General features: G+C 56.4%; 4 protein-coding genes. 2 read left to right on the top strand and 2 right to left on the bottom strand.

All coding sequences use genetic code 11. The features are described 5' to 3' along the window. Positions 1 to 2141: SprB repeat-containing protein (locus CA832_RS10695; RefSeq protein ID WP_198944476.1), on the bottom strand; the 2141-nt coding region annotated here is incomplete at its 3' end. A 279-nt stretch (positions 2142 to 2420) separates the two neighbouring features. Further along, the gene (locus tag CA832_RS10690; RefSeq protein WP_088341609.1) at positions 2421 to 3578 is read right to left on the bottom strand and encodes an alpha-hydroxy acid oxidase; all 1158 of its coding nucleotides are present in this window, start codon (positions 3576 to 3578) and stop codon (positions 2421 to 2423) included. A 113-nt stretch (positions 3579 to 3691) separates the two neighbouring features. Here CA832_RS10690 and CA832_RS10685 point away from each other — a divergent pair, with 113 nt between their 5' ends. Together CA832_RS10685 and CA832_RS10680 are read left to right on the top strand one after the other, a co-directional pair. Next, a complete protein-coding gene (locus tag CA832_RS10685; protein ID WP_233131788.1) occupies positions 3692 to 5431 on the top strand; it encodes an amidohydrolase in 1740 nt (579 codons plus the stop codon). 28 nt (positions 5432 to 5459) lie between these two features. Beyond that, the gene (locus tag CA832_RS10680; protein ID WP_198944475.1) at positions 5460 to 7190 is read left to right on the top strand and encodes an amidohydrolase; all 1731 of its coding nucleotides are present in this window, start codon (positions 5460 to 5462) and stop codon (positions 7188 to 7190) included. Position 7191 lies beyond the last annotated feature (1 nt).

Here is a 7191-nt window from a genome sequence, read left to right as displayed (position 1 = left end):
TCGGTATTGTCATCACCGGCCTCACAGATGTCGCAGGAGTCCGGTACGCCGTCACCATCGGTGTCGGTATTGTCATCGCCCTGGGCACAGATGTCACAGGAATCCGGAACCCCGTCCCCGTCGGTGTCGGTATTGTCGTCCCCGGCCTCGCAAATGTCGCAGGAATCCGGAACCCCGTCCCCGTCGGTATCTGTACTGTCGTCCCCGGCCTCGCAGATGTCGCAGGAATCCGGTACGCCGTCACCATCGGTATCGGCATTGTCATCACCGGCCTCGCAGATGTCGCAGGAGTCCGGCACGCCGTCCCCGTCGGTATCCGTATTGTCGTCCCCGGCCTCGCAGATGTCGCAGGAATCCGGCACGCCGTCCCCGTCGGTATCCGTATTGTCGTCCCCGGCCTCACAGATGTCGCAGGAATCCGGTACGCCGTCCCCGTCGGTATCGGTACTGTCGTCCCCGGCCTCGCAGATGTCGCAGGCATCCGGAACGCCGTCCCCGTCGGTATCGGTATTGTCATCACCGGCCTCACATATGTCGCAGGAATCCGGCACGCCGTCACCATCGGTATCGGTACTGTCGTCCCCGGCCTCACATATGTCGCAGGAATCCGGTACGCCGTCCCCGTCGGTATCCGTATTGTCGTCCCCGGCCTCGCAGATGTCGCAGGAATCCGGTACGCCGTCCCCGTCGGTATCCGTACTGTCATCACCGGCTTCACAGATGTCGCAGGAATCCGGCACGCCGTCACCATCGGTATCGGTACTGTCGTCCCCGGCCTCGCAAATGTCGCAGGAATCCGGCACGCCGTCACCATCGGTGTCGGTATTGTCGTCTCCCTGGGCACAGATGTCGCAGCCATCAGGCACCCCATCCTGGTCGGTATCCACGGTATCATCGGAGCCCTCGCAAATGTCCGAGCAATCCGGCACACCGTCCCCATCCTGGTCGAAGCCTTCGTCAATTTCGCCGTCCCCATCGTTGTCCTTGCCGTCGCAGACCTCCTCAGGAGGCTCCGGGCCGTCTATGGTGATCCCGCATTGGGTCTGGCATCCGTTGGCATCGGTTACCATGACGGTATGCGCGCCAACAGTCAATCCAACGGCCGTTGGAGTCGTTTCCCCATTATCCCACAAGTAGGTATATGGAGCTGTTCCGCCCTGGGCCGATACCGTGGCAGAACCATCAGATCCGCCGGGCTGGGTCACATCATTCTCCAGTGCCACCTCGCAACCGGGGGCACTATCGGGTTGGCCAAGGGTTACATCGCATTGGGTCTGGGTCCCTTGCTGGTCGGTAATAGTAACCGTATAGGTGCCGGCGCTCAACCCGGTAACCTCAGCATCGGTATCGGTAATCCCGCCGCTCCACGCATAGGTATAGGGCGGCTCTCCTCCCGTAACCGTAACACGAGCCGTACCGTCATTGCCCTCGTAACAGCTCACATCCGTCCCTGTAGTTTTGCAATTCAGGGGCGGGTGCTCAGTGGTGCAGACAATATGAAAATTAAAATCTATGATCCATTTTTTGGGATCTGACTCAGGGCCCATCCAGGCCCAGGTTGCCAGGCCTTCCACAGAAGAGTCGGAATCGAAAAGGGCTCCGCCAATACCGGCATGGGCACCCAGGTTGGGCGTAGCCGGGTCCAGGGGGTCGGGTCGCTGGCTGATGGCATAGGTACCGGTTTCCACACAGTCCCCTCCCGTAACCTTCACATAACTCTTACTGCCGTCTATGGTGTAATACCGCATGGTGGCGGGGTCCGGGTCGGAGCACCCCATGGGCTTAAAACTGCCCCCCGAAGCGGTCCAGGCTTCCCAATCCATGAGTCCGGTGAGGACTACATAAATCTCTGCCCGGCAACTCCCCTGCACGGAAACCCCGCTTATCAGGGCCGTGCCGTCTTCGAATTCCCGGAATTTCATATTCCCGCCATTGGCCGAACCAAAGAACGGGTTCCCGCTCTCGTGCCCTCCTGGCCAATAAAAGTTGTAGGAGACCGAGCCATCGGTCTTACAATAGTCTATGTCGTACCCGTTGTAGAGGTGGGTAGTGGCTACTTGAGCCGTCCCGGTTAGGGAAATCAGGAAAAGAGCCGAAAGCAGCAAGGCCTTCAACCCAGGTTGAGGAGTAAAGTTCTGCATGTACCGTGTTTTTAAATCACAGCACAAGCATTTTAAGTCAGGTTGGTGTGGGGTTACCTCCCTCAGGTCCTGTCGGAGCCTGTTTTTGGCATGGCGCTAAGGTAGGAAAGCCTAGGGCAGGATTTCTCAATGGAGGGATGAATGCACCTTAAATATCGACCAGCGGCAGCATACCTACCCATCAATGACCCATTTGGTCATGAAATCCAAATAATTGTGATGTATTTTCCTATTTAACAGCGCTTTATATTCCGTAAAGGCTGCACCCGGAACTTCAGTTCAGGGTAAAAAAGTCGGCAACTCGGAGGGCCTGCTACACCCGAGTTGCTCCAAAACCTGCTGCAACTGAGTCTTTAAAATAGCTGCTACATGGTCGCCACCCTTGCCGCCCAGGGCGGCTGTCCCATACATAAAGGTCCGGCCCAGAAAGGCGAGTTCTGCCCCGCAGGCCATGCTCCTCGCAATATCCGGACCGCTGCGCAGCCCCCCGTCCATCATGACTACCATCTCCTTGCCTACAGCCGGAGCAATAGCCCGCAGGGCTTCCAGGGCAGACGGGCCGATGTCCAGCTGGCGCCCCCCATGGTTCGAAACCACAATCCCGTCCAGCCCAAGGCTTTGGGCAACCCGCGCATCGTGGACCGTACTAACACCCTTCAGGACCAGGGTTCCTTTCCAGCGGTCCCGGATATAGGCAACCTTTTCCCGGGTCATGCGCTTTTGAAAAAAGGAGTCCATAAAACGCCCCAGGCCCGAGAGCCCGAGGCCCGCAGGCATATACGGCTGTAAATTGGCAAAGCGGGGGATGCCGTGGCGCATGGTCTGCCAGAGCCAGGAGGGCCTGACCAGCATTTGCGCGGCGTTATTGAGGTTCCACCTGGGCGGCATGGAAAGACCTGAGCGGATTTCCCCGGGGCGGTAACCGAAAGTAGGGGTGTCTGCCAGCAGGACCAGTACCTGGTACCCGGCGGCCCGGGCGCGGTCCAGCAGGTCGTCCCGGACGGCATCATCGGCCGGGTGATAGAATTGAAACCAGGCGCTTCCCTCGGTAATGTGGGCGATGTCTTCCAGGGAAGCCGTCCCCACCGTACTGAGGACAAAAGGGAGGCGATTCTGAAAAGCGGCCCTTGCGAGGATTTCAGGGGATCCCGGCCAGATCAGGCCCTGCAGCCCAATGGGGGAAACCCCGAAAGGAGCGGCATAGGTATTGCCAAAGACGGTGGTTTCCAGCCGGCACCCGGGGTAGTCTTCCAGATACTTGGGTTGCAGGATTACCTGCCGGAGGCGCTCCCGGTTCCTCAAAAGATTCTCCCCATCGTTACACCCCCCGTCCAGATAGTCGAAGGCGAAACGGGGAATCTGTTTACGCGCCTTTTCGCGAAGGGATTCGGAGGTGGGGTATCTTGGGTTAAAGGTTATTTGATCGGCATTTCGCATAAAACTTGGAAATTAGGGTTTAATTTAACACTTTAGTAACTGCGTCCGGGGATTTTCCTCAGGCCTGTCCTTCCCCCACGTTATTCGTATATTCTTTAAATCTGAAACGCATAATGAACTTTTTATTTCAATCCACACGCCTGGCCCTGGTCGGGGTGCTACTCATGACATTAGTGGCTTCAGGCTGCAGTAGCAAGGAAGAAGCACCGGCCTCCCAGGCTACCATGTATTACAATGGCGATATCATCACCATGGAAGGGGATTCCCCGCAATATGCCGAAGCCCTGGTGGTCCGCGATGGCCGAATTGAATTTGTGGGCAATGCCTCAGAAGGAATGGAAGTTGCCGGCAAGGGACATAAAATGGTCAATCTGGAGGGCAAAACGCTGCTCCCCGGCTTTATTGACGGACATGCCCACTTTGCCAATTTCAGCTTGCAGGCTATAGGGGCGCAGTTATTGCCGCCCCCCGATGCCGGGGCCAAAGATATCCCTACGCTTATCCAGATCCTCAAGGATTGGAATACAGAAGAAAACCGCGCCCTTACCGGATGGGTTTTCGGAAGCGGTTTCGATGATTCCGTCCTGGAAGAAAAACGTTTCCCCACAAGACACGACCTGGACCAGGTAAGCACCGAGGACCCGATAATGATTGTGCATATCTCCGGTCACTTTGTCTCGGTTAACAGCAAGGGGCTGGAAAAGCTGGGGATCACGGCAGACACCCCAGACCCTGAAGGAGGTATCATCCGCAGGGAAGCCGACGGAAAAACCCCCAACGGCGTACTGGAGGAACTGGCCGCCATCCCCCAAATGCTCAAGGCCCTGCTCCCTGTAAGTGAAGCAGCTGCCGATCGTTTTTTCGATGCAGGACAGGAAATGGCTCTTTCCTTTGGATACACCACCGCCCAGGAGGGCCGGGCCATGCAGAACCATGAACTACTGGCTGCCAAAGCGGAGGCAGGCGCCATAAAACTGGATGTGGTCAGCTATATCGACTATATGCTGGTAGACCAGTATATGGGTACCCCCTGGAACAGCCGGGACTACACCAACCACTACCGTATTGGCGGGATGAAGGTTACCCTGGATGGGTCGCCCCAGGGCCGCACGGCCTGGCGCACCCAGCCCTACCACCTCCCTCCGGACGGGCAGGGCCCCGACTATGCAGGTTACCCGGTAATCCCAAGCGATTCCACCGTGCAGGCCATCCTGGAAAAAGGCTTTAAGAACAACTGGCAGACCCTGATCCACGCCAACGGGGATGCCGCCATGGACCAGTTGATCCGCACCCTGCGGCCCAATATTGAGAAATATGGGCTGGGAGACCGGCGCAACACCCTGATCCATGGCCAGTACGTCCGGGAAGACCAACTGGACGCCTTTAAGGAACTGGACGTTATTGCTTCCCTCTACCCCCTGCATACCTTTTACTGGGGGGACTGGCACAAACAAATTATCGGGGATTCCCTCGGCAATAAAATCAGTCCTACCCGGACTGCATTGAACAAGGGGCTGAACCTGACCATCCATACCGATGCCCCGGTTGCCCTGCCCAACCTGATGCGCGTGGTCTGGACAGCTGTTAACCGGACCTCCCGGTCTGGCGCCATTATTGGGGAGGAGGAGCGCCTGACTCCCTATGAGGCCCTGCAGGCCATTACCATCTGGAGTGCCTACGGACATTTCGAGGATGCCACCAAGGGCAGCCTGGCGCCGGGCAAACTGGCCGACCTGGTCATTCTGGATGCCAACCCGCTCAAGGTAGATCCCGACGCGATCAAAGACATCCAGGTCCTGGAGACCATCAAGGAGGGGGAACCTGTGTATACCAAAAATACTGCTGCCAAGTAAGCTGAATTCTAAACAAATACCTGAAACTGTGAAATTAAAAAAACCCGTGTACCAGCTAGCCCTGGCAGCCCTATTGCTCTTAACCCTGGGGTGCAAGGACGCTAACCAGGCCGCCATGGAACCAACTTCTAGCGCGACCGTCTATTTTGGGGGAGATATCCTCACAATGGCTGGTGCATCTCCTCAATATGTGGAGGCTGTGGTAGTCCGGGATGGAAAAATTGAATTTACCGGATCCGCAGAGGAGGCTATGGAACTGGCCGGTGCCGGTCACCAGATGGTTGACCTGCAGGGTAAAACAATGCTCCCGGGTTTTTTGGACGCCCACAGCCACTACTTCAGCTCGTTATCCGTGGCGAACCAACTTAATCTGTACCCTCCGCCATCTGGCCCCGGCCAGGACGTTCCAAGCATCTTGCAGGCCCTAAAGCAATTCAAGACCGACAATGCGATTCCCGATGGAGAACTGATTATGGCATACGGTTACGATGATACGGTGATGCCGGAAGGACGCTTACTAAACCGGGACGACCTGGATGCTGCCTTACCTGACAACCCGGTACTGGTAGGCCATGTCTCCATGCATGGAGGCGTACTTAATTCCCAAGCCATGGAGCGGTGGGACATGAGCGCATCCACCGAAACCCCGCCTGGCGGGGTCATTGTTCGCAAACCCGGAACAAACGAACCCTGGGGGCTGATCATGGAAACCGCGTACCTGCCCATCTTTGCCTCGCTACCCCAACCGACACCCGAGGAAGAAGCGGCCTGGACAACGGCAGCCCATGAACTCTATGCGGCAAATGGCATTACCACAGCCCATGAAGGGGCCACTCATATCAAGGATTTGTTACTTATGCAGCGTGCGGCCGAAGCCGGCGCACACCTTATTGATGTAGTAGCCTATCCCTTCATCACGGACTTGGACACTACCCTGCACCACTTCCCGGTGGAAGAATGGGAGAAGTACAATAACCGCCTGAAAATTGGCGGGGTTAAAATTACCATTGACGGATCGCCCCAGGGCCGCACGGCAGCATTCACCAGTCCGTATTTGACCGGAGGGCCGGCAGGGGAGCAGAACTGGAAGGGAGCGTTGACCTTTCCCAAGGATATGATCCAGGGATTTGTAAAACAAGTATACGATCTTGGGGTGCCTCTGAACCTCCATGCTAACGGGGACGCTGCCATCGACACCTTCCTTGAAACCCATGAGGCCATTGCTGCCGAGGATCCTGGCAAGGACCGGAATATTACCCTGATCCATGCCCAGTTTACGCGAAAGGACCACCTGCCTAAATTCCTGGAGTATAAAATTACTCCTTCCTTCTACACCCTTCACACCTATTATTTTGCCGACGCGCATATAGCCAACAGGGGGCGGGAACAAGCCCAATATATCAGTCCGATGCGAGATGCCATCGAAATGGGTATCCGGCCTACCAACCATACCGATTTTGTGGTTGCCCCTTTGGACCAACCATTTATGTTATGGTCCGCGGTTAACCGGGTTTCACGCGGAGGGGAAGTTGTGGGAGAAGATCAACGCATCTCCGCTTACGAGGGCTTGCAGGCTATGACTATAAATGTAGCCCATCAATACCAGGAAGAATCCATGAAGGGTACCATCGAAGCCGGGAAACTGGCCGATCTGGTTATCGTCGACGCCAACCCCCTAAAGGCTGACCCGGATGCCATAAAGGATATACAGGTATTGGAGACCCTGAAAGAAGGAAAACAGATTTATAAAAAACAATAAC

This window comes from Robiginitalea sediminis (genome assembly GCF_002198115.1).
Classification (GTDB): domain Bacteria; phylum Bacteroidota; class Bacteroidia; order Flavobacteriales; family Flavobacteriaceae; genus Robiginitalea; species Robiginitalea sediminis.
Note: the sequence above shows the minus strand (reverse complement) of the source record. Positions and strands in the feature narration are given on the sequence as shown.

What these genes read in the sequence shown, in the direction of transcription:
- CA832_RS10690 (WP_088341609.1), bottom strand. Translation starts at nt 3,578, where the DNA reads ATGCGAAATGCCGATCAAATAACCTTTAACCCAAGATACCCCACCTCC.
- CA832_RS10685 (WP_233131788.1), top strand. Translation starts at nt 3,692, where the DNA reads ATGAACTTTTTATTTCAATCCACACGCCTGGCCCTGGTCGGGGTGCTA.